Here is a 23,983-nt window from a genome sequence, read left to right as displayed (position 1 = left end):
ACCTTGATGTTCTACCGCCCCGAAGACGGCCACGGGCTGCCGCACAACCCTTTCAACGCGATTGTAACCCCGCGCCCGATTGGCTGGATTTCGACGCGTGGGGCCGACGGGTCCGAGAACCTGGCACCCTATTCCTTTTTCAACGCCGTGGCCTATGTGCCGCCACAGGTGATGTTCGCCTCTACAGCAGGCAAGGACGACCGCGAGAAGGGCAAAGACAGTGTCGCCAACATCATCGAGACCGGCGTGTTTTGCGTCAATATCGTGGAATATGCCGCGCGTGATGTGATGAATGTCAGCTCTGGCGCCTATGGGCGCGAGGTGGACGAATTCAGCCATGCGGGCATTGAGCGCGCGGACTGCGACACGATCCCCTGTTCGCGCGTGGCCGGTGCCCCGGCCAATCTGGAATGCAAGCTAACCCAGATCGTGGACCTGCCCGGCGAGGCCAATATCGCGGTGTTTGGCGAGGTCACCGGCGTGCATATGCGCGACAATTGCCTGCGGGACGGCCTGTTTGACGTCACAACATTCCAGCCGCTGGCCCGATTGGGCTATCGCGACTACGCGAAGGTGGAGACGGTGTTCAGCCTGAAGCGCCCGGGGGAATGAAATTTCCCGACCCGCATCGAAAATACCCGATACGCTTCGCAGATGGCAGCGAGCATCGCGGCACGATGCATCTGTCGGAAGTCATTGATAACGCCAATTTCCACGTCGGCGCCTTTACATATGCCTCAGATTTCGACCCGCCGGAGGATATGGCCGCGCATCTGGCGCCCTATCTTTTTGAGGGACACCCGGCGCACCTATACATTGGTCGCTATTGCCAGATTGCCCATGGGGTACGGTTCATCACTGCAGCCGCCAACCATGCGACGGTCGGGATTACCACCTACCCGTTTCAAATTTTTGACCCAGACGAGATCGCCAAGCTGGTCGTGGACAGGCGCGATACGCACATCGGGCATGACGTCTGGCTGGGCTACGGCGCACTGGTGCTGCCCGGGGCAACGATTGGTAACGGCGTGATCGTCGGTGCTGGAAGCGTCGTGCGCGGTCAGGTGCCGGACTACGCGGTGGTCACGGGCAACCCCGGCGCGGTTCAACGCCTGCGCTTTGCGCACGATGAGATCGAGACGCTCAACAAATTGGCCTGGTGGGACTGGCCAGAAAACAAGGTAGCCGCCGGGCGAGACGTTCTCATGTCGGGCGATATCGCCGCGCTTGAACGCTTCTCAGACAGGTGGGAGGCCGACGGCGTTAATGCGCGCCGCCCGCCGCCCCGGTCTTGACGGAGTAATCGACCGCAACCGCGTAGTCAGGATCGTCGTCACTATCGACCATCAACTGGCCGGCATTTGTGAGCAACTCATGACAATCGCGGCTGAGATGGCGCAGTTGAACCTCTTTTTCGAGGTCTTGATAGCGCGCGGCAATCGCCTCAATCGCTTGCAGTGCGGATTGGTCGGCCACCCGGCTTTCTGCAAAATCAATGACAACGAGTGAGGGGTCATCTTCCGGTGTGAAAATCTCGGAAAACCCTTCGGCGGAGCCGAAAAACAGCGGGCCTTGCACTTGATAGACTTTCGCACCCTCTGGTGTTTCGTAAGTCTTGGCGTGGATGCGCGTGGCATTCTGCCAAGCATAGGCCAGAGCGGAGACGATCACACCCACGACCACAGCCGTCGCAAGGTCATACATCACGGTCACGATGGTCACCAGAATGATCACGAACGCATCCGTTCTGGGGGCCTTGCGGATGATATTAAAGCTGTTCCACGCGAATGTGCCGATCACGACCATGAACATCACGCCCACCAAAGCGGCCAGCGGGATTTGTTCAATCAGCGGTGCGCCGACCAAGATGAAGGTCAGCAAAAACAGCGCCGCCGCGATGCCCGCAATCCGGGTGCGGCCGCCGGAATTCACGTTGATCATCGACTGGCCGATCATGGCGCAACCGCCCATGCCGCCAAAGAAACCCGTGACCGTGTTGGCCACGCCTTGGGCCACGCATTCTTGCGACGCGCCGCCGCGTTTGCCGGTGATGGCACCCACAAGGTTCAGCGTCAGCAGGCTTTCGATCAGGCCAATTGCCGACAGGATTACGGCATAGGGCAGGATGATCCAGAGCGTCTCCAACGTGAAGGGCGCCAGCAGATCGCCGTAAATGCCCTGCGCGACGGAGGCATTGCCCGCGAAACTGAACGGGATGTGGAAGGACGGAAAACCGCCCGCAATCTCGGCCAGATCACCAACGCGCGGGACCTCAATCCCGAAGCCGATGACCAGTAGCGCCACGATGCCGATGCCCGCCAGAGGCGCCGGAATGGCCTTCGTAACCTTGGGCGTGGCCCAAATGATCGCCATGGTCAAAACCGTCAGCGCCAGCATGATCGCAAGCGGGGTGCCGGACAGCCATTCGCCGCTGGCCATCCCATGCCCGCCAGAGCCATGTTCAGCCGAGCCCGGCACCTGGAATTGGCCCAATTGCGCCAGAAAAATAACGATTGCCAGCCCGTTCACAAACCCCAGCATCACCGGGTAGGGCACCAGCCGGATGAACTTACCCCACTGCATGATGCCAACCCCGATCTGGATCAGCCCCATCAGGATGACGGTCGCAAAGAGGTATTCAACCCCGTGCTGCGCCACCAACGCGACCATGACCACCGCCAAAGCGCCTGTTGCGCCCGAAATCATCCCAGGCCGGCCACCGATCAACGCGGTGATCAACCCCACGATAAAGGCCGCATAGAGCCCCACCAGCGGGTGCACGCCGGCCACAAAAGCGAAGGCCACGGCTTCGGGCACCAAGGCCAAGGCCACGGTCAGGCCCGACAGGATTTCGATCCGCCACCGGCCCGCGCTATAGGCCTGATCGGGCACCAATTGCAGGTCGCTCAGAAGGGTGTTGTTGGACAGGGCTTTGAGAAAGCTGCGGGTCACGCTGGCCTCATTCGGTGTGGAAGACATGTTTGTCACCGCCCTTAACGGGCTGTGCTGAAAGATGCACCCCCGAATGTTCGTTTCAAGGGGGAAACCTACGCGCGGGGCGTTTCATTTTGGTAAATCTTGCGCCACTATTCCCCGCAAGCCTGCGCAGATTTCAAAAGGACACCCCCATGAGCAAAACCAAAATCGCTGTGATTGGCGGATCGGGCATCTATGACATCGACGGGCTGAAAGACGCGACATGGCAGGCCGTGGACACGCCATGGGGCGCGCCGTCGGACGAGATTTTGACCGGCTCGCTGGACGGCGTGGAGATGGCGTTTTTGCCGCGCCACGCACGCGGGCACAAACTGAGCCCGACCACCGTGCCCTACCGGGCCAATATCGACGCGTTGAAGCGGCTGGGGGTGACGGATGTGATCTCCGTCTCGGCCTGCGGGTCGTTTCGCGAAGAGATGGCGCCGGGCGATTTTGTCATTGTAGATCAATTCATTGACCGCACTTTCGCTCGGGAGAAATCCTTCTTTGGAACAGGCTGCGTGGCGCATGTCTCCGTCGCGCATCCAACCTGCCCGCGGTTGGGCGCTGCCTGCCTGGAGGCCGCGCAAGCCGAAGGGATCACAGCCCATAACGGCGGCACCTATCTGGCGATGGAGGGCCCGCAGTTTTCGACGCTGGCCGAAAGCAAAATGTACCGCGACAGCTGGGGCTGTGACGTGATCGGGATGACCAATATGCCCGAGGCCAAGCTCGCCCGTGAAGCGGAGCTGTGCTACGCCTCCGTCGCGATGATCACGGATTATGACAGCTGGCACCCCGATCACGGCGAAGTCGACGTCACCAAGATCATCGAGACGCTGATGGGCAATTCTGCCAAGGCCAAAGGGCTGGTCGCGCGCCTGCCCGGATTGCTGGGGGCGGAGCGTGCCCCATGCCCGCATCTATGCGACAGCGCGTTGGAATTCGCGATCATCACGCAGCCCCCCGCCCGCGACCCGGCATTGATGGCCAAGCTGGACGCCGTCGCGGGGCGGGTGCTTTAGGCGCTAGTGAATGCTGGGCGCTTCAGCGACCTCACTTTCGCGGATCACGCCAAGCTTGGCGCGCAGGAAGACGTCGGGCTGGTGGCCGCCCACTTTGTTGCAATCAAACGGTTGTGCTGGCGCACGAGCTTCAAGGTTCAAAGCCGGGCCTTCGCAGGTCAGAAGCTCCAGATTGGGGATCACGACGGAGGGGGAGCGGAATGTAACCCCGACCGTGCGTTCCCGGCGCTGCGGTTCATCGCTATCCGCGAAACGTGGGTCAACCAGCACCGATTCCACAAGCGAGCGGCGCACGGTGCAGACCTTTTGACGCTGGATCAGCGCGCGCGCCACATCGCAGGCGCATTGCTGGGTCATCATCGGGTTCACACCCGCATCGCGCACGGCAGACACATGGCCGATGAAGGCGATGCGCTCAGCCTCGGTAATGGCGTCCTCCTCAGCCGAAGGAAGCCCCATTTGGCTTTTCGCCCAACCAACCATACGCGCGAAATCGGGCATACTTTCACGCAGCGCGTTCGAATATTCCTTCGACAGAGGAATTTGGTCGATATCCGTTTCGGTCACATCCATAGAACAAATTCGGCCCTGAACGCTTTGGCCGTCAGGCGAAATCGCGACAAGATCGCCCGCGCGGAACAGCTCGGACGTGACCGGGGTTTCAAGCTCGTGATAGGCCACCACGTCCTTGGGACTGATGGCAAAGAGGTAAAGATAGGCAAAAAGCCCGCCGACGATCAACGCGGCGGCAGTCAAAATACGCTTAATCATGATGTCCCCCTAATTTCGTGGACAGCACACGCCAGTGGCGCATTGATAATGAGCGTCAGGGCATTTGGTTTCTTGCGCCGATACAGGAGACGCAAGGAGGGCGGCAAAAAGAATGAGAATACGCATAACATGCTCCAAAAAATGGATTATACTAAAATAAGTCAGTTCAATGCGTTGGAGCATACCATACATTTGGCCCTTTTCCAAATCCGCCGCGCGGCGCAGACGCTTTTCCCCCAATCAGATAAAACAACAGGTCCCTTTCATGTCCAATTTTTCCCAGGTCAAAGATTATATCCGCACGATCCCCGACTTCCCGCATGAAGGGATCATGTTTCGCGACGTGACCACCTTGTTTCTGGACCCGCGCGGGTTTCGCATGGCGATTGACCAGATGCTGGCACCCTGTGTCGGGCAGCGTATCGACAAGGTCGCAGGGCTGGAGGCCCGCGGTTTCATTCTGGGCGGCGCGATTGCCCATCAGCTGTCAGTGGGGTTTGTGCCCATTCGCAAACAAGGCAAACTGCCGGGCAAAACCATCAAGCAAAGCTACACGCTGGAATATGGCGAGGCGACGATGGAGCTGCATGACGACAGCCTTGCGCCGGGAGAAAAGGTATTGCTGGTTGACGATCTACTAGCGACCGGCGGCACGGCGGAGGCGGGTATCAAGCTGATCGAGAAGCTCGGCGCTGAAGTGATCGGGACCTCCTTCATCATCGACCTGCCTGATCTGGGCGGGCGCGAGAAGCTGGAAGCCTTGGGCATGGATGTGCGCGTTTTGTGTGAATTTGAGGGAGACTAATTTCTACAAAGCGGCGGAACTCCGCAAATTTGGAGAGAACGGGAAAATTGTATGAATTTCCCCGTATGATCCCTGTTACCTTCGCGTAAGGTCGCGCGAAACGCGACAAGGGGGGTGGAGTAGATATGCGTATAGCGCGAATTTTGGCTGAAAATCTCTCCGAGGACGAACGCACGCTTTTGCTGAGCTTGTCGTTGAACCCGAAACCTGTCGATAGCCACGAGATCGAAAACTTGCGCTCACTGCGTCTTGTCGAACTGGACTGCCAGCGTCGCGGTATGCGGTTGACCCCTTTTGGGGCCAGCGTGATTGGCGCTTTGCAAGAAATTGACAGCGACCAATCCCAGCGTGACGCTACCCAAATATCGCGCCTGGGTTCATGATGCCCTGCGGGTCCAGCCCCGCTTTGATCGCCCGCATCGCTGCCAGCTTTCCCGGATCGCCGTAACGCGCCAAATCGCCCACTTTGAGCCGCCCAATGCCATGTTCCGCTGAGACTGAGCCACCCAAGCTGTCCGCCAAATCATGCACGAGCGTTTTAACCTGCGCGCGCTCCGCCTCATAGTCAGCGCGGCTGAGGCCTTTGGCGGGAAAGACGTTGTAATGCAGGTTGCCGTCGCCGACATGGCCAAAGCAATTGATCCGAAAATCGCCCAAGGACGCAAGCTGCTGCCCGGCGCGATTGATAAAGTCGGGAATCCGCGTGATCGGCACCGAAATATCATGGCTGGAGACCGAGCCGATGCGCCGGTTGGCCTCAGGGATGGTTTCGCGAATGGCCCAGAACGCGTCGCGCTGCGTCAGCGATTGCGCGATCACCCCGTCGCTGACGAGCCCGCGCTCATGCGCCTCAGCAAAGAGCGTTTCCAGCGCGTCGCCGGCTTGCAGATCACCAAAGCAGCCCAAATCAACTAGGACCATCCAGTCGGGCAGCGTCTCAAAAGGCATCGCCACCTCTGGCCCGACCTCCGCCAGAAAATCGAGCCCCATACGCCCGATCAGCTCAAACGCGGAGACCTGATTGCCCAGCTGTTCGCCAGCTAAAGCCAACAGGTCGAGGGCGGCCTGTGGATCCGGGACGACCATCAGCGCGGCGCCGACCGAGGGCGGCTGCGGGAATAATTTCAGGCTGGCGGCGGTGATAACGCCAAGCGTGCCTTCCGCGCCGATCAGCAAATGGCGCAGATCATAGCCGGTGTTGTTCTTGCGCAAAGGTGTCAGCCCGTTCCAGATCTCGCCCGTGGGCAACACCGCCTCAAGCCCCAGGCACAGGTCGCGTGCATTGCCGTAGCGCAGGACATTCACGCCGCCCGCATTCGTCGCCAGATTGCCCCCGATCCGGGCGGAACCCTGGCTGGCCAGCGTCAGCGGGAAGATGCGGTCCTCCGCCTCGGCGGCGGCGTGGATGCTTTGCAAAATCGTGCCGGCCTCGCACACCAAAACGTTTTCGACCGGGTCGACCGAACGGATATCCGTCATACGTTCCAACGTCATGACCACCGGGGTTGGACCCGCTTCGAACACCTGCCCGCCGACCAGTCCGGTGCCGCCGCCATAGGGGATGACGCCGACGCGCGCGGTGTTGCAGGCTTTGATGATTGTCGCGACCTCCGCCGTTGTGCCGGGGGCCAAAAGCAGCGCGTCAGCGCCTTTGTAGCGGCCGCGCGGTTCTTCAAGATAGGCATTGGTGAGGTCTTTGAAGCAAGCCGCGGGCAAGGCGGCGCGCAGCTTGTCGCGCAAGGCGTCTGTAACGGGGTTCAGCATGGGCTGACCGTTACCGCAGGAGCTGGGCCAGATGCAATCGGCTTCGCCTGCGACCTATTCTTCACCTTCTATTCATCACCGATACCGGGGTTAAAATAGTTGGGTTTCAGCACCATGATCGTGGGCCGCTTGGGCAGGTCGCGCAGCGTGAGTTCGATATAGCTGCTATCGGGCTCAACCACATCAAATTCGTCCCGCATACCGGCCAGAAACGTATTCAGCGACGCCCGCCCCCACCAATGCATCGGGATCACGACCGAGGATTTCAGCCGTTTCAGCACCCGCACCATCGTCGCTGTGTCCAGCGACAGCCCGCCATCGACGGCGGCCATCACGACGTCCAGCCGCCCGATCGCAGCATATTGCGCGGCGTCCGGTTCATGATGCAAATGGCCCAGATGGCCGATGCACAGGCCCGCCACCTCGAAGATAAAGATCGAGTTTCCGTTTTTTTCCGGCGGGCCGCCGAAGCGCGACCGGATATCGGTGGCCACATTGCGCACCAGCATCTCGCCCAGATCAAGGTGGTGATCGGCAATGCCACCGGTTTCCCAGCCTTGCAAAACATGCGGGATGGCGGGGTCGGGCGCAGATGTCCAATGGCTCGAGTGGGCGTGGTTCATGGTCACCACATCCGGGATCAGATCGACCGTCGGCGTATAGCCCACATAGTCGGTCACAGCCGCGAGCCCGCCTTCGGTTTGCAGCAGAAACATCGCGTGATCGATATAGGTCAGCCGTACGGTGTTCTTGGACAAAGGCTGCTGCCAATTAGCTTTGTGCAGATAGGACGCGCCCGGGATAGCCTGCGCCAAAGCGATGCAATGAGAGGGGCGGCGATCTTGCGCCGCGGCCAGTGACGGGATCAAAAGAAGCAGAGCAATGAGATAACGCATGGATTTGATGCTAGGCCAAATCGCGCCAAATTCAAAAATCACTTTTGAATTTTCTTGCGAAGGCCCTTAGCCGGCGTCGGTTTTTCCCCGACGGTCGGCGCGCAAATTGGCATAGAGCACATGATTTCGCCACCTGCCACCAATCTGCAGATAGCTTTGCGCAACGCCTTCATATTTGAAGCCGGATTTTTCCAGAACCCCGCGCGAGGCGGTGTTTTCGGGCAGGCAGGCGGCCTCCACCCGGCTGATGTCGAGCGCGGTGAAGGCGTAATGGACCAAAGCGCCGATGGCCTCCCGCATATAGCCTTGGCGCGCGTGTTTTTGCCCGATCCAGTAGCCAAGCGTGCCCGCCTGACTGGGCCCGCGCCGGATATTGTCCAGCGTGATTGCGCCCAAAAGCGCGCCGTCCTCGCGCCGTTCCATAAAGACCGGGACAGCATTGCCGGAGGTCACAGAGCGCTGCGCCCAATAGACCCGGTTGGTGTAGCTTTTGCGGGTCAGGTGGTCATTGGCCCAAACCGGTTCCCACGGCGTCAGAAATTCGGAGCTTTCCGACCGCAGATTGGCCCAGGCGCGGTAATCGCCGTGCTGCGGCAAGCGCAGCGTCATGCGCTCTGTGACAATCCGGATCTTTTTGCGAGAGCCTAGCATAGGGTGTCAGGCCGCCAGTTTCCGGGTGATCGCCTCTAGGTCGCGGGCCTGTTCAACCGGGCCGTAAAGCGCCATGGCCGCCGCGCCGCTAGAGGCCATCTGCCCCGCGAATGCGCGCACCGCCGCCGCATCGACCGCGTCGATTTTGTCGACAGTTTCGGACAGCGGCGGTACCCGGTTCCAGATGCCCACGATCCGCGCCAGTCGTTCGGCGCGGCTGGACGGGCTTTCCAACCCCATCAGCAAACCCGCTTTCATTTGCGCGCGGGCGCGCGCGACTTCTGCCTCAGAGATATCACCGCTTGCGCGCCGCAGCTCATCCACGGTCAAATCGGCCAGACCCGCGATATCATCGCCTGAGGTTCCTGCGTAAACGGTCATCGTACCGGTGTCGGAATAGCTGCCAACCTGCGCGAAGATCGAATAGCACAGCCCCCGCTTCTCGCGCGCTTCCTGAAACAGTCGCGATGACATACCGCCGCCAAAGGCTGAGGCGAAAATTTGCGCAGTATAGAAAGCGTCGTCGCGGTAGCCCGGGGCCTCCAGGGCCAGTGTGAAATGGGCTTGTTCCAGTGCTTTGACCTCGCGCCGTTCACCTGCGGTGAACTTGGCCGGATCTGCCACCAGCGCCGGGCGCGCGTCCATATCGCCAAACAGGTCTTCGGCCATTTTGACAATCATGTCGTGATCGACCGCGCCGGCCGCCGACAAGATCAGCTGGCCCGGCCCGTAATGTTCCGCCACGAAATTCGACAGGTCGTCGCGCGTGAACGACGACACACGCTCAGACGGGCCCAGAATGGTCCGCCCGATGGGCTGGCAGGGATAGGCTGCTTCTTGTAGCCAATCAAAAACCACGTCATCGGGCGTATCCAGCGATTGGCCAATCTCTTGCAGGATGACGCCGCGTTCGACCTCTATCTCGCTTTGCTCAAAGACCGGGTTGCGCACGATATCGGCGATGACGTCGAGGCCCAAGGCCACATCATCCTTGAGCACGCGGGCATAGTAGGCTGTCACCTCACGCGAGGTGTAGGCGTTGATATAGCCGCCGACATCCTCAATCTCTTCGGCGATTTGCAGCGCGCTGCGCCGCTTGGTGCCTTTGAACGCCATATGCTCCAAAAAATGGGCGATGCCGTTTTGGCTGAGGCGTTCATGCCGCCCGCCGGCATTCACCCAGATGCCAATGCTGGCGCTTTCCAGCCCCGGCATATGTTCGGTGACAATGCGAAACCCGTTGGGCAGGGTGTGCAGCTGTGGTGCGGTCATTGGGATATCCCGTCGCGAATGATTTTTTGGATGGCTGCAAGCTCCCCTTTGACATGGGTGATGGTCTCGTCCCGGTCGTACAGATCCGCCATGCGCGCGGGCAAGGGCGGGTGGATGCCCGATGCGGCCTCAACTGCAGCCGGAAATTTCGCCGGATGCGCTGTGGCCAACGTGATCATCGGGGTCGCGGCCAGATGGTCCTGGGCGACATGAACGCCGACGGCGGAATGCGGACACAAGAGCTCACCCATTTCCTGCTGAGCGGTGGTGATCATGGCGGAGGTTTCTTCTTCCGACGCGCGGCCTGACACGAACGTGTCTTTCAGCGCTTCATAGGCGCCTTGGCTGATCTTGAAGGACCCGGTTTGCTTCAGGCTGTCCATCTGCTCGGCCACGGCAGCACCGTCTTGGTCATAGGCATAGAAAAGCGCGCGTTCGAAGTTGGAGGAGACCTGAATATCCATCGACGGGCTGATCGACGGCGTCACCCCTTCGGTCGTGTAAGACCCGGTCTCCAACGTGCGGTGCAGGATGTCGTTTTGGTTGGTCGCGATCACGAGCTTTTCAATCGGCAGGCCCATCTGCTTGGCGATGTAGCCCGCGAAAATGTCACCAAAATTGCCAGTGGGCACGGTGAAGCTGACTTTGCGGTCCGGGCTGCCAAGCGACAGGGCCGAGGTGAAGTAATAGACCACCTGCGCCAGCACGCGGGCGAAATTGATCGAGTTCACGCCCGCCAGCCGGACGCCGTCGCGGAAGTCGAAATCGTTGAACATGTCTTTCAACGCGCCCTGGCAGGTGTCGAAGTCGCCTTCGACGGCGAGCGCATGGACATTGGATGCGGTTGATGTGGTCATCTGGCGGCGCTGCACTTCAGAGACGCGGCCATCGGGATACATGATGAACACGTCTACCGCGTCGAGGCCTTTGAACGCCTCAATCGCCGCTGACCCTGTGTCGCCGGAAGTCGCGCCGACGATGGTGACCCGCTCGCCCGAGCGTGACAGCGCAGCCTGAAACAGCTGACCGATCAGCTGCATGGCGAAGTCCTTGAAGGCCAGCGTCGGGCCGTGGAACAGCTCCAACAAAAAATGGTTCGGGGCAAGCTGCACCAATGGCGCGCGCGCCTCATGCCCGAATCCGGCATAGGCCTTGGCGATGATCGTCTCGAATTCCGCATCGGTGAACGTGTCACCAATGAACGGGCGCATCACGCGGAAGGCGATTTCTTCATAGAATGCGCCGCGCATGGCGCGAATCTCATCGGCCGACAGGGTCGGGATGGTTTCGGGCAGATAGAGCCCGCCGTCGCGCGCGAGGCCTGTGAGCATGGCCTGCTCAAATGTCAAAACGGGGGCGTTGCCACGGGTCGAGATGTAGCGCATTGGGGTGCGTCCTTTACACAGTCCGCTGCCTGATACGCCAAAGCAGATAGGCTGTCATCCCCGCCCACGCCGCGCAGAGCAAAAACCACGTGATCGCGTATTGCAGGTGGTCATTGGGGATGCCGGTGCTGGACAGCGGCACAGGCTGCACCGTTGGCTGGGTTTTGGTGCTGGCGCGGGCAACGACAAGGACAGGTTCCGTTCCCAACGCTTGCGCCATAGCGTCGAGATCGCGCGCAAACCAGATATTGGTGTCCAGTTCCGGCTCTGGTGTGAACCCGTCAACCTCATCAGGCCAATGCAAATTGCCTTGGACGGTGACGCCTGCGGCCGCGCGATCTTCGACCTTGCGCGGCGTCGGCACAAAGCCGCGATCCACCATGATCTGGCGTCCGGTTTCGGTGTTGAACGCGGCAATCACCCGGTAGCCGGGTCCCTGATTTTTGATCGAAAACAGGACATGCAATTCACTGCCCGTGAAATCGCCGCTGACCTCGACAGGCAGGTATTTATGTTCTGCCAGCGTCGGGCGTTCAGGCAGGGCTACGGGCGGGGCCGCGATCTCGCGGTCGATCTCGGCCAGCTTGGCCTCTTTCCACGCAAGGCGCTGCACCTGCCAAATGCCCAGATACAGCAGGATGCCACAGCCGATCAGGCCGAAGAGCAAGGGGATGATCATGCGTTTGGTCATCGAGGGGCCTCAATAGCAAAGCGCGAGGGGGTGAGCCCTCGCGCCTGAAATCTTAACGTCAGTGACAGGGGTTAGCCGCCCCAGATGTAGACCGCTGCAAACAGGAACAGCCAGACCACATCGACGAAGTGCCAGTACCAGGCCGCGGCTTCAAAGCCCACGTGCTTTTCAGGGGTGAAGTGCCCTGCATAGGCGCGCAGCAGGCAGACGAACAAGAAGATCGTGCCGATGATCACGTGGAACCCGTGAAAGCCTGTCGCCATGAAGAAGTTGGCCCCATAGATGTTGCCGGAGAAGCCGAAGGCCGCGTGGCTATATTCATAGGCCTGAAACGCAGTGAAGATCAGGCCAAGCGCCACAGCGATGATCAGGCCGTTCTTGAGGTCCTTGCGGTTGTTTTCATGCGCGATTGCGTGGTGCGCCCATGTCGCCGCGGCGCCCGAGCACAGCAGGATCAGCGTGTTGATCAGCGGCAGGTGCCATGGGTCGAATGTCTCGATCCCTGCGGGTGGCCATTGGCCGTCAACACCGGGGCTGAGCGGGCCCATCGGATACATTGCGTGTTTAAAGAAGGACCAGAACCATGCGACGAAGAACATAACCTCGGACATGATGAAGAAGATGAAACCGTAGCGCAGGCCGATGCGCACGACAGGCGTATGGTCGCCCACCTGGCTTTCCTCGACCACGTCGGACCACCAGGAGAACATCACATAGAGCACGCCCGCCAAGCCGATCAGGGCCATCCATGGGCTGCCGTCTTTCATCCAGAGAACCGCGCCGGACAGCATCACAAAGGCAAACAGCGCGCCCAGGAATGGGTTAATCGACGGGGGCAGGATGTGGTAGTCGTGGTTCTTTGCGTGTGCCATGGGTGTCCCTCGTTGGCCTTAGTTCTTAGCTGTGTTTTGCGCCGGGTTGGCTTGAATGTCCAGCGCCGCCTGCGTGTCATCATCTGTTTCAGGCAGGTCTATCTGGTAAAATGTGTAGCTTAGCGTGATCGTATCGATGTATTTGCCGTCGCGGTCTTCGACCATCTCGGGGTCAACATAGAAGGTGACCGGCATTTCAACCCGTTCGCCAGGCTGCAGGACCTGTTCCTCAAAGCAGAAACAGTCGATTTTCACGAAAAAGCCGCCCGCAGTGAACGGGAAAACATTGTAGGTGGACGACCCTGCGATGGGGCGGTCGGTCGGGTTATAGGCCTCGTAGAAGGCCATCCCCGTCTCGCCGATACGCACTTCCATCTCGCGCTGCATTGGCTTGAATTCCCACGGGAAGCCCGCATTTTTGGAACCGTCAAACCGCACTGTCACGGTCTTGTCCAAGATCACATCGGAGGCGGCGTCAGACGCCAGCGGCGTGCCGCCATACCCCGTCACCCGGCAGAACCAGTCGTAGAGTGGCACGGAGGCGAAGGCCAAGGACAGCATCGTCAGAACCATGCCAACCAGCAAGACCAAGGTCCGTTGGGCGGGGTCGAGATTTTTGAACATCAGTTCCCCTCCTCAATTGGCATCATTTCGGGGCGCACCACATGGTCGAAGCCTTGGTTTAGCCCGCCATTGGTTATTTTTACGTAAGTCAGCCCGAACACGATGAACACGAAGCAGACCAGCGTCAAAGCCACACCCACGTTGCGCGAGAAGCGGCGTTTGTGCAGCTCATGCTCTACTTGAGGTGCCGCCATGCTACCAAGCCCCCATGCCAAAGCCCTGCACCCAAAGCGCCTGCAAAAGCAGCGCGCCGAAGCTGGCGAACAGGTAGGTCAGGGAGAAGCGGAAATATTTCTTCTCGGCTTTATAGGCATCGGCCTCAGCAGCCGCGTCATCGCGCTGCCAAAGCTGCCAAGCGCCGTAGACGAATTTTGCGTTCAGGTAGAGCGCCGCGACAAGGTAAATCCATCCCCCGATTGAGGTGAACGCGGCGTAGATGGCCAGCGGCGCAAGCAAAGCGGCATAGGCAAAGATGTGTTTGCGCGTCACGGTTTTTCCGTGGGTCACGGTCAGCATCGGCACGCCGGCTTTGGAGTAATCCTCATTCATGAACAGCGACAGCGCCCAGAAATGCGGCGGCGTCCACATGAAGATGATCGCAAACATCAGCACGCTTTCGACCGACACCCCGCCAGTGGCCACGGCCCAACCGATCATCGGCGGGAAGGCCCCGGCAGCGCCGCCAATGACGATGTTTTGCGGCGTCCAGCGTTTCAGCCACATCGTGTAGATCACGGCGTAAAAGAAAATGGTGAAGGCCAGAATGCCCGCAGCGACCCAATTGGCTGCAAGCCCCAGCATGACCACGGCAATCGCCGACAGCCAAAGGCCAATGGAAAGCGCCTCCCCCTTGGTAACCTTGCCCGCGGGAACAGGGCGACGGGCAGTGCGCTTCATAACGGCGTCGATGTCGTGATCATACCACATGTTCAACGCGCCGGACGCGCCGCCACCAAGGGCAATGAACAGGATCGCCACGAAGGCCACAAACGGATGCACATAAACCGGCGCCACGAACACGCCAACAGCTGCCGTAAACACGACCAGCGACATGACGCGAGGCTTGAGCAGCGCGACGTAGTCGCTGAACTGCGCCTCGTCTTCATAGCTACCGATATTCTGGGTGGCGTCTGTCATGGGCATCAAAAGGCGGGCAAATTGCCCACCCTACTCCTTAATTCGGGTCCTTACTTCGAGGCGACTTGCACGGCCTGCGGCGCAGGCGCGATACCGGCATATTCTGCCTTAGCAAGCTCAAGCCAAGCGGCGTAAGCCTCTTCAGACACGACCTTCACTGTGATCGGCATATAGGCGTGGGCCTGACCGCAAAGCTCCGAACACTGGCCGAAGTAAACGCCTTCTTGCTCAGGCGTGAACCACAGCTCGGCCAGACGACCCGGAACCGCATCCTGCTTCACGCCGAAGCTTGGAATGGTCCAGGAATGGATCACATCTGCGCCGGTGATTTGCATGACGATGGTTTTGCCCACGGGAACAACTACGGCTGTATCGGTGGCCAGCAGGAATTCTTCGTCCGAATAGCCGGCTTCCTGCAGCTCTGCGCTGATATCTGGTGTCAGGCGGTTTTCGCCAGCGCCGATCATGAAGCTGTCAAATTCGAACCCGTCATCGACATATTCATAGCCCCAATACCATTGGTAGCCCGTCGCTTTGATGACGATATCGCCTTCCGGGATGATCTGCTGCTTGAACAGAACCGGGATCGAGAACGCGCCAATCACAACCAGAATGATGATGGGGACAATTGTCCAGGCCACTTCCAGCGCCGAGTGGTGCGTGAACGTCGCGGGGGTTGGGTTACGTTTGGCGGCGAATTTCCACGCGGCGTAGGCCAGAAGTGCTGTCACAAACAGGGTGATCACTGTGATGATCACCAGCACAAACCAGTCCAGCCACTGAATGTCGCGGGCCAGTTCGGTCACGGGCGGCTGGAAGTTGATCCCGTCAGGGACCGGCTTGCCGATGATCTCCAGATCGCCCAGAGGCGCGTCCAGGCTCGACTGCGCCCAGGCCGTTCCCGCAACAAAAGCGGAGGCAAGGGCCGGCAAAATCATTGAAAATCGCATATTGTGTTCCCGTCTTTTCAGGGGCGTGCGTCACCTGCACGGAATCCCCCGTTGCGTCTGCGCCCGTCAAAACCATATTAGAGGCTGCGGGGCAAGGCTCACGACGCCCCTCGCGCTACCTTGCCGCAGGTATTCGGCCCAAATTTGAAAGAGAGCCCCGCATGACCGCGAAAATGGACGCCTTTACCCCGTTCGACACGATGCTCGACCGCGACCGTGCTTTATCAATTGTTAAAGCCGCAACGGAGGGCGCGGATGACGGGGAGCTGTTTTTGGAGCGCAAACGCTCGGAGGTGTTCGCCTTTGACGATGGCCGCCTGAAAACCGCCAGCTACGACGCGTCGGAAGGGTTCGGGCTGCGCGCGGTCAATGGCGAGACCGCGGGCTACGCACATGCCACAGAAATCTCCGAGCAAGCGTTGCTGCGCGCCTCGGAAGCGACGCGGCTTGCGGTGGGTGCGGGCGGCGGCACCATGGCCCCTGCCCCGCAAGCCACCAACCGCAAGCTTTACACCGACGAAAACCCGATGGATGGCGCAACATTCCCGGCCAAGGTCGAGCTGCTGAAGGAAATCGACGACTTCGCCCGCAGCCTTGATCCGCGCGTGGTGCAGGTGTCGGCCTCCCTTGCGGCATCGCATCAGCAAGTGGCCATTCTGCGCCCCGACGGCACCCTGGTCTATGACGACCGGCCAATGACGCGCATCAACGTCTCAGTGATGGCCGAAAAGAACGGGCGGCGCGAAAGCGGCAATGCGGGCGGCGGCGGGCGCGACCTATTGACGCCTCTGATGGACCGCTCCCATTGGGAAGGGCTGGTGCGCGAGGCGTTGCGCGTCGCTTTGGTCAATCTGGATGCGGTTCCGGCGCCTGCGGGCGTGATGGACGTGGTGCTTGGCCCCGGCTGGCCCGGCATTTTGCTGCATGAAGCGATTGGCCATGGGTTGGAGGGCGATTTCAATCGCAAGAAAACCTCCGCCTTTGCTGGGCTGATGGGCCAGCAGATCGCGGCCAAAGGCGTGACCGTGCTGGACGACGGAACCATCCCGGACCGGCGCGGGTCAATAACAGTCGATGATGAGGGCACGCCATCGGGCAAGAACACCCTGATTGAGGACGGCGTCTTGGTCGGCTACATGCAAGACCGCCAGAACGCGCGGCTGATGGGGGTGGCGCCCACGGGCAACGGGCGGCGCGAAAGCTACGCCCACGCGCCGATGCCGCGCATGACCAACACCTATATGCTGGGCGGCGACGCGCAGCCGGAGGCAATTGTGAAGGACCTGAAAGACGGCATCTACGCTGTGGGGTTCGGCGGCGGCCAAGTCGACATCACCAACGGAAAATTCGTGTTCAGCTGCACGGAGGCCTACCGCGTGCGAAACGGCGAAGTTGGCGAGCCGGTCAATGGCGCCACGCTGATTGGCGACGGCGCGACAGCGCTCAAACATATTCAGGCCATTGGCAACGACATGGCGCTTGATCCCGGCATGGGCAATTGCGGCAAGCAAGGCCAATGGGTGCCGGTGGGTGTGGGTCAGCCGACCCTGAAAATCGGGAATCTCACTATCGGCGGGTCGCAGACATAATGCTGCGCCGCGCCACAGAGGATGATTTCGCGCCGCTCACCATGCTGTGGGCGGAGGGTTGGGACAATGGCCATGCCAAAATCGCACCCAAAGAGCTGGTCCGCCTGCGCACGGCCGACAGTTTCCACATGCGGCTGCGTAGCTATGGCGATGATCTGCTGGTTTGTGGCGAACGCGGCGCGCCGACGGGCTTTGTCGTGCTCAGGCCCGACAAGATTGACCAGTTCTACGTCCATCCCAAACAGGTCGGTACCGGGCTGGCCGCGCAGCTGATGGCCGCCACGGAAGCCGAGCTGCGCGCGCGCGGCACCACGACTGCCTATCTCGAATGCCACGCTGAGAACTTGCGCGGCTGTGCGTTTTACAAAAAACTGGGCTGGCAGGAACGTGGTATGGACGACATTGTCGTCGACACGTCAAAGGGCCCGTTCAAAATGCCCGCGATGATCTTTGAAAAACGGCTCTGAGCGCCGCGCGCTGGTCAAAAAGATCTCGCAACACCCGCCCCCAATACGGCGTGATTCTGCTGCAAAAGAAAAAAGGTTAATGCCAATCGGAGTTTTAGCATCACTATTTATAGTGAGGGCCGTTAACACTTCCGTTAACCTTTCTAACTTTTGGAAATAAAAATATCCATTAATTACAATTAACTGTGAGAAAAACTTCAGAGAAGAAACACGATTAATTCCTGATTAAGACCTGTGCCCCAAAACTGATTTCACTGATCAGACGGAGACCCAGATGGCCAGCGACCTGCTGTCTACCCCACCCCCCTCGCACCCCCCAAGACATGGGAAGCGACGGTCATCTGGCTTCGTCTGATCAGATCCCACCGCGTCGGATCACAGACTTTTTTCCGACTGTTGGCGGAGCATGGCACGGCAGAAGCCGCGCTGGAGGCCTTGCCGCATGTAGCAAGCAAGGCCGGGGTTGCGAAATATGCGCCCTGCTCGGCCAAGGCGGCCCAGGAAGAGCTGCAAAAAGGCAAAAGACTTGGCGCCAAGCTCTTGTGCTTTGGTGCGGTGGGATACCCCAAACAGCTTGCAGATCTACCCGACCCGCCACCAGTTCTTTGGGCGCTTGGCGACGTCACCCTCACGGACCGCCCAAATATCGCGCTGGTGGGCGCGCGCAATGCGTCGTCGCTGGGGACACGCATGGCCACCTCACTCGCCAAGACACTGGGCGAGGCCGGGTATGTGATCACCTCCGGCCTCGCTCGTGGCATTGACGCCGCCGCCCATGCGGCCGCTTTACAGACCGGTACAATCGCGATCCAGGCGGGTGGGGTCGATCAGGTCTACCCGCGCGAAAATGCATCGTTGCATGACATGATCGCCAAATCCGGGCTGCGCCTGTCAGAACAACCTCTGGGCCTGACGCCAACGGCGCGGCTGTTCCCGCGCCGCAACCGGATCATTTCGGGGCTGGCGCGTGCGGTCGTTGTGGTGGAAGCCGCTGCAAAATCGGGATCCCTCATCACCGCGCGGGAGGCCTTGGATCAGGGCCGCGACGTACTGGCTGTACCCGGCCACCCGTTTGATGCGCGCGCCGCAGGCTGCAACATGCTGATCCGCGACGGCGCGACGCTGGTACGCGGCGCCAAAGACATAGTCGAGGCGCTTGCCGCCCCCGCCCCGCCCAAACCCGCACCCATCGCGCAACCGCAGCGGCCAGTGCATGATGCCGGGCCCGCACATGCGCAGATTTTGGGGCTGTTGGGGCCGACACCCGTGGCCGAAGATCAACTGATCCGTGATTTGGCCTATGACCCCGACCTTGTCGCGCCAAAGCTGCTGGACCTAGAAATGCAGGGCAAAATCACGCGCTCCGCCGGTGGGTTGCTGGCGCGGACCTAGCCTTTCAGGATCGACCAGGCGACGCCACCCAGCACCAGCACTGAGGCCAGTATGAAGCTGAGCGTCACGGCCTCCCCCAAAAAGATCATGCCCCCCGCAAGCGCGATAACCGGCACTGTCAGCTGGGCGATGCCCGCCGTGGCGGCCTCCAACCGCGGCAACACGCGGTACCACAACGCGTAGCCCATGGCGGAGGTCAGCACGCCCGAGATCAGCGCATAGACCGCCCCGCTGCCCGTGATGACGCGTGTGCCAGGCCAGAGCAGATAGAAAGCAACCATCGCGACACTGGCCAGCAGAAAATTCGCTGTGGTAGCGCCAAGCGCATCCGGTTCACCCCTGCCCAAAAGCGTGTAGACGCCCCAACCCGCCCCCGCGCAGGCCATCAAGGCAGCGCCCGTGATATCAGGTGCTGTGGCCCCCGGTAGCAATAAGTAGGCCAAGCCCGCCAATGCCACACCCGCGCCCAGCCATTTCCCTGTAGAAACCCGTGCGCCACCCGCCAATGCGCCGCCAAACACGGTGATTTGCACGACGCCAAACAGGATCAAAGCGCCGACACCGGCGTCGAGCGAGACATAGGCGAGCGAGAACCCGATCATATAGATCGCAAGCGACGCCGCGCCCAACGCGCGACGCCGTCCCCGTAGCGACACCCCGCCGCCGCTGATCCAAACCAAGGCCCCCAACGCCAAAGCGCCGGAGACCAATCTGAGCGCCGCAAAGCTCAGCGGGTCGGTGCCGCCACCCACCAATCCAAGCCGGTTCAGCACCGAATTGGCGGCGAACGCGACCATCGTCAGCGCAACAAGGAAGACCAATTTCATAGCGCACCCATCCCGCGTCGCACCGCCCTTCGCAAGACGCAATTTTGTGATGAAGGCGTTTTGTGTTATACTAAAAAAATAGTTTTCAAAGGTATTTTTATGGAACGGGTTCTTGGCATAGGCGGCGTTTTCTTCCGCGCCAGTGACCGCGCGGCGTTGCGCGACTGGTATGATACCCATCTCGGCGTCGACCAGACGCCGACCGATTACGACACCGCGTGTTGGCGACAAGAGGCAGGCGACACGGTGTGGGAGCCCTTCGCGCAGGACACGGATTATTTTGGCGCGCCCGTGCAGCAATGGATGATCAATTTCCGGGTCCGCGACCTGGATGCGATGATGGCGCAGCTGCGCGCGGGAGGCGTTGAGGTCGAATTTGAGGCGGATGAGCCCAATGGCCGTTTCGCGCGCCTGACCGACCCTGAAGGCAACCCGATCCAGCTGTGGGAGCCGCGCGGCTCAAGTTAACCCCAGTGAAAACGATCCCCGGAGAAAACGAAAAAGAGCGACCCGTTGGGGCCGCTCTTCTTAGACTATTGTAACGTCATGTTCGGCTGAGTGGCTTTCGGTAAGTGCTGCACACTCACCTGCCGCCACCAAACGCGTTTTCCTTACGGAAAACAGCGTTTTACATCATGCCGCCCATGCCGCCCATGCCGCCCATGTCAGGCATGCCACCGCCAGCGCCGCCGCCGTCTTTGGCAGGCGCATCAGCGACCATGGCTTCTGTTGTGATCAGCAGAGCCGCCACAGAGGCCGCGTCTTGCAGGGCTGTGCGGACCACTTTGGCCGGGTCAATCACGCCGAATTTGAACATGTCGCCATATTCTTCGGTCTGCGCGTTGAAGCCAAACGATGCGTCGGAGCTTTCGCGGATTTTGCCAGCAACGACAGCGCCGTCGACGCCTGCGTTCTCAGCGATCTGACGCAGAGGCGCCTCGATGGCTTTGCGCACGATGTTGATGCCAACATTCTGGTCGTTGTTGTCGCCTGTCAGGCCGTCCAGCGCTTTGGCACCTTGAACCAGAGCAACACCACCACCAACAACAATGCCTTCTTGCACGGCCGCACGGGTCGCGTTCAAAGCGTCGTCAACGCGGTCTTTACGCTCTTTCACTTCGATCTCAGACATGCCGCCGACGCGGATCACAGCAACACCGCCTGCCAGTTTGGCAACGCGCTCTTGCAGCTTCTCACGGTCGTAATCGGAAGTTGTTTCCTCGATCTGCTGACGGATCTGAGCGACACGCGCTTCGATCTCAGCCGACGCACCAGCACCATCAACGATGGTTGTTTCGTCTTTGGTAATCTGAACTTTCTTGGCGGTGCCAAGCATGTCCATGGTGACAGATTCCAGCTTCATGCCGAGGTCTTCGGAGATGACCTGGCCGCCAGTCAGGATCGCGATGTCTTGCAGCATGGCTTTACGGCGATCGCCGAAACCAGGTGCTTTGACAGCAGCGATTTTCAGACCGCCACGCAATTTGTTCACAACCAAAGTCGCCAGGGCTTCGCCTTCAACGTCTTCCGCGATGATCATCAGCGGTTTGCCAGACTGAATGACAGCTTCGAGCAGTGGCACCATTGGCTGCAGCGACGAGAGCTTCTTCTCGTGCAGCAGGATCAGGGCGTCGTCCAGCTCTGTGGTCATTTTGTCCGGGTTGGTCACGAAGTAAGGCGACAGGTAGCCGCGGTCGAACTGCATGCCTTCAACAACATCGGTTTCTGTTTCCAGACCTTTGTTCTCTTCAACAGTGATGACGCCTTCGTTGCCAACTTTTTGCATCGCGCCGGCGATTTGCTGACCGATTTCAGCTTCACCATTGGCGGAGATTGTGCCGACTTGCGCAACTTCGTCGCTGTCAGACACAGGGCGGGCTGCCGATTTGATGGCTTCCACAACTGTTGTTGTCGCCATGTCGATGCCGCGCTTCAGGTCCATCGGGTTCATGCCAGCGGCAACCGACTTCAGACCTTCTTTGACGATGGCTTGCGCCAGAACAGTAGCGGTTGTTGTACCGTCGCCTGCTTCGTCATTGGTACGCGAGGCCACTTCTTTGACCATTTGTGCGCCCATGTTTTCGAACTTGTCGTCCAGTTCGATTTCTTTCGCCACGGATACACCGTCTTTGGTGATGCGCGGTGCGCCGAAAGATTTGTCCAGAACCACGTTGCGACCCTTCGGGCCCAATGTGACTTTGACAGCATTTGCCAGAGTGTTGACGCCTTTCAGCATCTTGTTCCGTGCATCTGTGTCGAATTTTACGTCTTTAGCAGCCATTTACATGTGCTCCTTAAAATATCGAATTTGCAGGTGAAGCGGCTTAGGACAGGATGCCCAGTACGTCGCTTTCTTTCATGATCAGCAGCTCTTTGCCGTCAACGGTGACTTCTGTGCCGGACCATTTGCCGAACAGAATTTTGTCGCCTGTTTTGACAGCCATCGGGATCAATTCACCCGAGTCTTTGCGTGCGCCTTCGCCGGCAGCGACGATAACGCCTTCCGCTGGCTTTTCTTTTGCACTTTCTGGAATGATCAGACCACCGGCGGTCTTTTCGTCGCCTTCTACGCGCTCAACGAGAACGCGGTCATGAAGCGGTTTCAATGCCATCTTTGTAGCTCCTAGCTCAAAGTTACTCCCATGGCCCCCATTTGGGGCCGTTAGCACTCAGGGGTAGCGAGTGCTAACGGATGGGTAGGTAAGGAGCAGCGCAGCCCGAGTCAACCGGATTGGGCGCAAAAATCTGTCGCGATTTCACAAGACATCGGAAGCGCCCGACAAGCCCGCGCGGGTTGCTTTTTCAAAACAAAGGTCGCCAAAAAACAAGGCGCCCGCAAACGGGGCGCCTTGGGGCATTTCATTTTGGCAGATCGCTTATAGGCTTGCCTTGAGACCAAACATCAAGCCGCCATCGCTTTTCCAACCCTGCAACGCATCCGGGTAGTAGCGCACGTTCTCGATGCCGACGATCTCGGAGGCATAAAACCATGACAGGGCGCTCAGCTCACCTGTTTGGCAGACACTGATCAACAGCCCCTTGCCGAGCTCAATCCCGCGACCCTCAAGTTCTTTGCGGAACTCTGTTTTTGCGGGATTTGTCAGGTTTTTTGCAGACAACTGGTTCGCAAAAAAGCCGGCGGGGATATATTGCGCAAGCGGCATGCTCATCATTGGCTTGCCGGTTTTGACCGATTTTCGAACTTGCCCATCAAGCCGCGAATCCAGGATCGCGCCCTCTTCCTGATTGGTTGAGATGGCCAAGATATCCAGCGGGTCGGCCCACCAGTCATAGCGGAATGCAACGTCAACATTGGTTTGGGGCGCTTTGCGATGCGCGGTCGTCTCAGGCAATTCTGCTGCCTGCCACGCTTTGAAGCCACCGTTCAGAACAGCAACCTCTTCCGCGCCTGCGGTCTTGAGTATCCAATAGACAATCGCGGCACGGCCGGTCTGGATTGTTTTGCCGGTGTGGTTGTGAACGACGATTGGCTTATCAAGGCTCAACCCCGCCTCCCCAAGCAGCGCTGACAGTTTTTCTGCGGTGGGCGGTTGGCCGGGCCGTTCCTTGGGGCCACGCCACTCTGCAAAAGGCATCCAAACCGCGCCGGGAATGACGCCATGTTTGAGGTATTTCTTTGAGCGGATGTCAATGACTTGCACATCCGGGTCCGAAAACAAGCGCGACGACAACGCTTCTGGCGCCATGTAGCGTGACCAATCGGCATCTGTCGTAGCAATGCCGGGCTTAAGGTCTTCTGCGAAAGCCGGACCAGCAGACAGCATGACACTCGGCATCACCAGCGTGATGCTCAAGAGTAGGGCCCCAAAGAAATTTGACATGTTGGGAAGTTCCTTCTTTTTCTAGACGCCGCGCGCGAGTGGTTTAT

At 59.7% G+C, this 23,983-nt stretch carries 26 protein-coding genes; 9 read left to right on the top strand and 17 right to left on the bottom strand.

The genetic code is table 11. From position 1 onward, the window contains the following. The first annotated feature begins 6 nt into the window (after positions 1-6). A complete protein-coding gene (locus ACZ1G7_RS17370; RefSeq protein WP_472660635.1) occupies positions 7-612 on the top strand; it encodes a flavin reductase family protein in 606 nt (201 codons plus the stop codon). Continuing rightward, positions 609-1,295, top strand: coding sequence for a CatB-related O-acetyltransferase (locus ACZ1G7_RS17365; RefSeq protein ID WP_472660634.1), 687 nt, complete (start codon positions 609-611; stop codon positions 1,293-1,295). Before ACZ1G7_RS17370 ends, ACZ1G7_RS17365 begins: the two co-directional genes overlap by 4 nt. Here ACZ1G7_RS17365 and ACZ1G7_RS17360 read toward each other — a convergent pair. Then, the gene (locus ACZ1G7_RS17360; protein WP_472663758.1) at positions 1,264-2,952 is read right to left on the bottom strand and encodes a SulP family inorganic anion transporter; all 1,689 of its coding nucleotides are present in this window, start codon (positions 2,950-2,952) and stop codon (positions 1,264-1,266) included. The two genes, ACZ1G7_RS17365 and ACZ1G7_RS17360, sit on opposite strands and share 32 nt — an antisense overlap. A gap of 176 nt (positions 2,953-3,128) precedes the next feature. Here ACZ1G7_RS17360 and ACZ1G7_RS17355 point away from each other — a divergent pair, with 176 nt between their 5' ends. Next, the gene (locus ACZ1G7_RS17355; protein WP_472660633.1) at positions 3,129-4,001 is read left to right on the top strand and encodes an S-methyl-5'-thioadenosine phosphorylase; all 873 of its coding nucleotides are present in this window, start codon (positions 3,129-3,131) and stop codon (positions 3,999-4,001) included. A 3-nt stretch (positions 4,002-4,004) separates the two neighbouring features. Here ACZ1G7_RS17355 and ACZ1G7_RS17350 read toward each other — a convergent pair whose 3' ends face one another. Beyond that, entirely contained in the window at positions 4,005-4,772 is a 768-nt protein-coding gene (locus tag ACZ1G7_RS17350) for a hypothetical protein (RefSeq protein ID WP_472660632.1), read from the bottom strand. Positions 4,773-5,037: 265 nt separating this feature from the next. Between ACZ1G7_RS17350 and ACZ1G7_RS17345 the strand changes: the two genes are divergently transcribed. Together ACZ1G7_RS17345 and ACZ1G7_RS17340 are read left to right on the top strand one after the other, a co-directional pair. Next, on the top strand, positions 5,038-5,577 hold the full coding sequence (locus ACZ1G7_RS17345; protein ID WP_472660631.1) for an adenine phosphoribosyltransferase: 540 nt from the start codon (positions 5,038-5,040) through the stop codon (positions 5,575-5,577). A 125-nt stretch (positions 5,578-5,702) separates the two neighbouring features. After that, a complete protein-coding gene (locus ACZ1G7_RS17340) occupies positions 5,703-5,960 on the top strand; it encodes a hypothetical protein (protein ID WP_472660630.1) in 258 nt (85 codons plus the stop codon). Here the strand turns inward: ACZ1G7_RS17340 and ACZ1G7_RS17335 are convergent. From ACZ1G7_RS17335 to coxB, 11 genes are all read right to left on the bottom strand, one after another. Further along, positions 5,932-7,341 (bottom strand): FAD-binding oxidoreductase, encoded by a 1,410-nt coding sequence (locus ACZ1G7_RS17335; RefSeq protein WP_472660629.1) that lies wholly within the window; start codon positions 7,339-7,341, stop codon positions 5,932-5,934. The genes ACZ1G7_RS17340 and ACZ1G7_RS17335 overlap by 29 nt on opposite strands. A gap of 68 nt (positions 7,342-7,409) precedes the next feature. Continuing rightward, entirely contained in the window at positions 7,410-8,237 is an 828-nt protein-coding gene (locus tag ACZ1G7_RS17330) for an MBL fold metallo-hydrolase (protein ID WP_472660628.1), read from the bottom strand. Positions 8,238-8,303: 66 nt separating this feature from the next. Next, on the bottom strand, positions 8,304-8,888 hold the full coding sequence (locus tag ACZ1G7_RS17325) for a GNAT family N-acetyltransferase (protein WP_472660627.1): 585 nt from the start codon (positions 8,886-8,888) through the stop codon (positions 8,304-8,306). 6 nt (positions 8,889-8,894) lie between these two features. Continuing rightward, positions 8,895-10,160, bottom strand: a complete 1,266-nt coding sequence (locus ACZ1G7_RS17320) for a M16 family metallopeptidase (RefSeq protein ID WP_472660626.1) — start codon at positions 10,158-10,160, stop codon at positions 8,895-8,897. Continuing rightward, a complete protein-coding gene (gene thrC, locus ACZ1G7_RS17315) occupies positions 10,157-11,545 on the bottom strand; it encodes a threonine synthase (RefSeq protein WP_472660625.1) in 1,389 nt (462 codons plus the stop codon). Before thrC ends, ACZ1G7_RS17320 begins: the two co-directional genes overlap by 4 nt. 13 nt (positions 11,546-11,558) lie before the next feature. Continuing rightward, positions 11,559-12,236 (bottom strand): SURF1 family protein, encoded by a 678-nt coding sequence (locus ACZ1G7_RS17310; protein WP_472660624.1) that lies wholly within the window; start codon positions 12,234-12,236, stop codon positions 11,559-11,561. 71 nt (positions 12,237-12,307) lie between these two features. Further along, the gene (locus tag ACZ1G7_RS17305) at positions 12,308-13,108 is read right to left on the bottom strand and encodes a cytochrome c oxidase subunit 3 (RefSeq protein WP_472660623.1); all 801 of its coding nucleotides are present in this window, start codon (positions 13,106-13,108) and stop codon (positions 12,308-12,310) included. Between the two features lie 18 nt (positions 13,109-13,126). Beyond that, positions 13,127-13,732 (bottom strand): cytochrome c oxidase assembly protein, encoded by a 606-nt coding sequence (locus ACZ1G7_RS17300; protein ID WP_472660622.1) that lies wholly within the window; start codon positions 13,730-13,732, stop codon positions 13,127-13,129. Then, the gene (locus ACZ1G7_RS17295) at positions 13,732-13,926 is read right to left on the bottom strand and encodes a hypothetical protein (protein WP_472660621.1); all 195 of its coding nucleotides are present in this window, start codon (positions 13,924-13,926) and stop codon (positions 13,732-13,734) included. Before ACZ1G7_RS17295 ends, ACZ1G7_RS17300 begins: the two co-directional genes overlap by 1 nt. A gap of 1 nt (position 13,927) precedes the next feature. After that, positions 13,928-14,869, bottom strand: a complete 942-nt coding sequence (cyoE, locus tag ACZ1G7_RS17290; RefSeq protein WP_472660620.1) for a heme o synthase — start codon at positions 14,867-14,869, stop codon at positions 13,928-13,930. Between the two features lie 50 nt (positions 14,870-14,919). Further along, positions 14,920-15,819 carry a cytochrome c oxidase subunit II gene (gene coxB, locus ACZ1G7_RS17285; RefSeq protein WP_472660619.1) on the bottom strand — a complete coding sequence of 300 codons (900 nt, stop codon included), beginning with the start codon at positions 15,817-15,819 and terminating at the stop codon, positions 14,920-14,922. 161 nt (positions 15,820-15,980) lie between these two features. Here coxB and tldD point away from each other — a divergent pair, with 161 nt between their 5' ends. The 3 genes from tldD (at position 15,981) to dprA (ending at position 19,267) form a co-directional block, all read left to right on the top strand. Then, positions 15,981-17,408 (top strand): metalloprotease TldD, encoded by a 1,428-nt coding sequence (tldD, locus tag ACZ1G7_RS17280; protein ID WP_472660618.1) that lies wholly within the window; start codon positions 15,981-15,983, stop codon positions 17,406-17,408. Beyond that, entirely contained in the window at positions 17,408-17,875 is a 468-nt protein-coding gene (locus tag ACZ1G7_RS17275; RefSeq protein WP_472660617.1) for a GNAT family N-acetyltransferase, read from the top strand. Before tldD ends, ACZ1G7_RS17275 begins: the two co-directional genes overlap by 1 nt. Positions 17,876-18,214: 339 nt before the next feature. Next, complete coding sequence (gene dprA, locus ACZ1G7_RS17270) at positions 18,215-19,267, top strand: DNA-processing protein DprA (RefSeq protein WP_472663757.1); 1,053 nt, start codon at positions 18,215-18,217, stop codon at positions 19,265-19,267. On the opposite strand, the gene ACZ1G7_RS17265 is transcribed toward dprA, so the two are convergent. After that, positions 19,264-20,094, bottom strand: coding sequence for a DMT family transporter (locus ACZ1G7_RS17265; RefSeq protein WP_472660616.1), 831 nt, complete (start codon positions 20,092-20,094; stop codon positions 19,264-19,266). The two genes, dprA and ACZ1G7_RS17265, sit on opposite strands and share 4 nt — an antisense overlap. Before the next feature lie 99 nt (positions 20,095-20,193). Between ACZ1G7_RS17265 and ACZ1G7_RS17260 the strand changes: the two genes are divergently transcribed. Beyond that, entirely contained in the window at positions 20,194-20,562 is a 369-nt protein-coding gene (locus ACZ1G7_RS17260) for a VOC family protein (protein WP_472660615.1), read from the top strand. A gap of 160 nt (positions 20,563-20,722) precedes the next feature. Here the strand turns inward: ACZ1G7_RS17260 and groL are convergent, their stop codons facing one another. The 3 genes from groL to ACZ1G7_RS17245 all read right to left on the bottom strand — a co-directional run bounded on the left by groL (position 20,723) and on the right by ACZ1G7_RS17245 (position 23,909). Further along, positions 20,723-22,375, bottom strand: coding sequence for a chaperonin GroEL (groL, locus tag ACZ1G7_RS17255; protein ID WP_472660614.1), 1,653 nt, complete (start codon positions 22,373-22,375; stop codon positions 20,723-20,725). Positions 22,376-22,418: 43 nt separating this feature from the next. Continuing rightward, positions 22,419-22,706, bottom strand: a complete 288-nt coding sequence (locus ACZ1G7_RS17250; protein WP_472660613.1) for a co-chaperone GroES — start codon at positions 22,704-22,706, stop codon at positions 22,419-22,421. Positions 22,707-22,970: 264 nt separating this feature from the next. Further along, a complete protein-coding gene (locus ACZ1G7_RS17245) occupies positions 22,971-23,909 on the bottom strand; it encodes a sulfurtransferase (protein WP_472660612.1) in 939 nt (312 codons plus the stop codon). Positions 23,910-23,983: the final 74 nt, after the last annotated feature.

The organism is Litoreibacter sp. JB4-2, from assembly GCF_055693445.1.
The sequence above is the reverse complement of the archived record's forward strand: the minus strand, read 5'-3'. Positions and strand labels throughout refer to the sequence as shown.

Coding starts and splice junctions, on each gene's coding strand:
- ACZ1G7_RS17340 (WP_472660630.1), top strand. CDS start 5,703: ATGCGTATAGCGCGAATTTTGGCTGAAAATCTCTCCGAGGACGAACGC.
- ACZ1G7_RS17350 (WP_472660632.1), bottom strand. CDS start 4,772: ATGATTAAGCGTATTTTGACTGCCGCCGCGTTGATCGTCGGCGGGCTT.
- ACZ1G7_RS17320 (WP_472660626.1), bottom strand. CDS start 10,160: ATGACCGCACCACAGCTGCACACCCTGCCCAACGGGTTTCGCATTGTC.
- ACZ1G7_RS17265 (WP_472660616.1), bottom strand. CDS start 20,094: ATGAAATTGGTCTTCCTTGTTGCGCTGACGATGGTCGCGTTCGCCGCC.
- ACZ1G7_RS17275 (WP_472660617.1), top strand. CDS start 17,408: ATGCTGCGCCGCGCCACAGAGGATGATTTCGCGCCGCTCACCATGCTG.
- groL (WP_472660614.1), bottom strand. CDS start 22,375: ATGGCTGCTAAAGACGTAAAATTCGACACAGATGCACGGAACAAGATG.
- ACZ1G7_RS17300 (WP_472660622.1), bottom strand. CDS start 13,732: ATGTTCAAAAATCTCGACCCCGCCCAACGGACCTTGGTCTTGCTGGTT.
- cyoE (WP_472660620.1), bottom strand. CDS start 14,869: ATGACAGACGCCACCCAGAATATCGGTAGCTATGAAGACGAGGCGCAG.
- tldD (WP_472660618.1), top strand. CDS start 15,981: ATGACCGCGAAAATGGACGCCTTTACCCCGTTCGACACGATGCTCGAC.
- ACZ1G7_RS17295 (WP_472660621.1), bottom strand. CDS start 13,926: ATGGCGGCACCTCAAGTAGAGCATGAGCTGCACAAACGCCGCTTCTCG.
- thrC (WP_472660625.1), bottom strand. CDS start 11,545: ATGCGCTACATCTCGACCCGTGGCAACGCCCCCGTTTTGACATTTGAG.
- ACZ1G7_RS17310 (WP_472660624.1), bottom strand. CDS start 12,236: ATGACCAAACGCATGATCATCCCCTTGCTCTTCGGCCTGATCGGCTGT.
- ACZ1G7_RS17325 (WP_472660627.1), bottom strand. CDS start 8,888: ATGCTAGGCTCTCGCAAAAAGATCCGGATTGTCACAGAGCGCATGACG.
- ACZ1G7_RS17345 (WP_472660631.1), top strand. CDS start 5,038: ATGTCCAATTTTTCCCAGGTCAAAGATTATATCCGCACGATCCCCGAC.
- ACZ1G7_RS17260 (WP_472660615.1), top strand. CDS start 20,194: ATGGAACGGGTTCTTGGCATAGGCGGCGTTTTCTTCCGCGCCAGTGAC.
- ACZ1G7_RS17250 (WP_472660613.1), bottom strand. CDS start 22,706: ATGGCATTGAAACCGCTTCATGACCGCGTTCTCGTTGAGCGCGTAGAA.
- ACZ1G7_RS17335 (WP_472660629.1), bottom strand. CDS start 7,341: ATGCTGAACCCCGTTACAGACGCCTTGCGCGACAAGCTGCGCGCCGCC.
- ACZ1G7_RS17370 (WP_472660635.1), top strand. CDS start 7: ATGTTCTACCGCCCCGAAGACGGCCACGGGCTGCCGCACAACCCTTTC.
- coxB (WP_472660619.1), bottom strand. CDS start 15,819: ATGCGATTTTCAATGATTTTGCCGGCCCTTGCCTCCGCTTTTGTTGCG.
- ACZ1G7_RS17330 (WP_472660628.1), bottom strand. CDS start 8,237: ATGCGTTATCTCATTGCTCTGCTTCTTTTGATCCCGTCACTGGCCGCG.
- ACZ1G7_RS17365 (WP_472660634.1), top strand. CDS start 609: ATGAAATTTCCCGACCCGCATCGAAAATACCCGATACGCTTCGCAGAT.
- ACZ1G7_RS17305 (WP_472660623.1), bottom strand. CDS start 13,108: ATGGCACACGCAAAGAACCACGACTACCACATCCTGCCCCCGTCGATT.
- ACZ1G7_RS17355 (WP_472660633.1), top strand. CDS start 3,129: ATGAGCAAAACCAAAATCGCTGTGATTGGCGGATCGGGCATCTATGAC.